A 1140-nucleotide genomic window follows, 5' to 3' on the forward strand; every position below is an offset into this window, starting at 1 on the left:
CGGCGCGCTGGGCGGCGCGGCGGTCCTCGTCGGCGGCGCGGGCGCGGTCGAGGCAGGCCTGGGCGCGGGCCTCGGACTCGGCGGCCTCGTCGGCGAGTTCGCGCAGTCTCGCCTGCCAGCCGGCGCGTTCGCGGAGCCGGAAGGCGAGGCCGGCGAGGGCGTCGGCGGCGCGCCGGGCCTTCTGCGCGGCCTCCTGCCGTTCGTCGCGGATCCGGGCGGCCTCGGCTGCGGACTCGTCGGCCTCCGCGCGCACGGTACGTGCCTCGGCCAGTTCGGCCTCGGTCTCCTCGGCGAAGAGGCGGGCCTCCTCGGCGGCCCGGGCCAGCTCGGTGAGGCGCCCGGCGGGGCAGCCGGTGCGCCAGGAGGCGAGGCGCGCGGCGAGTTCGCGGTCCTTGCCGAGGCGGGCGGCGAGGGCGCGGATCTCCTCGTCGCGTGCGGTGGCCCGGGCCCGCAGTGCCTGGCGTTCCTCGTCGGCGGCGTGCTCGTCGTGCATGGCCGGGTTCGGCGGCACGAGGAACACATCACCGGGGGTGGTGCCCTGGGCGGGGGGCGGGGCGAGCAGTGCGGCGGCGGTGCCGACGGCGACGGCGGAGCGGGGCAGGAGGGCGGCGTCGCCGAGGGCCTCGCGGGCACGCGCGTGCGTGTCCGGGTCCGTGATGATCACACCGTCGACCAGTTCGGGGCGGGCGGCGAGCACACGCGCGTGGTCGGCGGGGTCGACGGCCTGTGCCAGGTAGCGCCAGCCGGGCAGCGCCGGGATGCCGTGCTCGCCGAGGAACTCGACGGTGGCCAGCACGTCCGGGCCGGGCGGCAGCAGCCCGCCGTCGCCGAGGGCGCCGAGGATGCGGGCGTCGTCGGCGGCGGCCGTACGCAGGTCGAACAGGTGCCGTTCGGCGGTGGACACGGCGTCGTCGAGGAGTTCGCGCAACTCGTCGGCGAAGCGGTCGAGTTCTTCGGGGGTGAGAGCGCCGGGGGTGGTGCCGGCGGCCGGTGCGCGCGTGCCGTCGCCCTCTTCCGTCCTGGGCGCGGGCACCCGTGCCACGCTGGGCGCGCCCGGCAGGCTCAGCAGCTCCGCGAGCCGTTCCTCGGCGGCCAGTGACTCGGCGAGGCGGCGCTCGGCCTCGTGGGCGCGCTCATGGC

1 pseudogene is annotated in these 1140 nt (G+C 78.5%); it reads right to left on the reverse strand.

The window, feature by feature from the left end:
- Positions 1 to 1140: pseudogene (locus tag ABZV94_RS41810) on the reverse strand (hypothetical protein); the annotation flags it as partial.

Source organism: Streptomyces sp. NPDC004658 (genome assembly GCF_040609555.1).
In the GTDB taxonomy this organism is placed as follows: Bacteria; Actinomycetota; Actinomycetes; order Streptomycetales; family Streptomycetaceae; genus Streptomyces.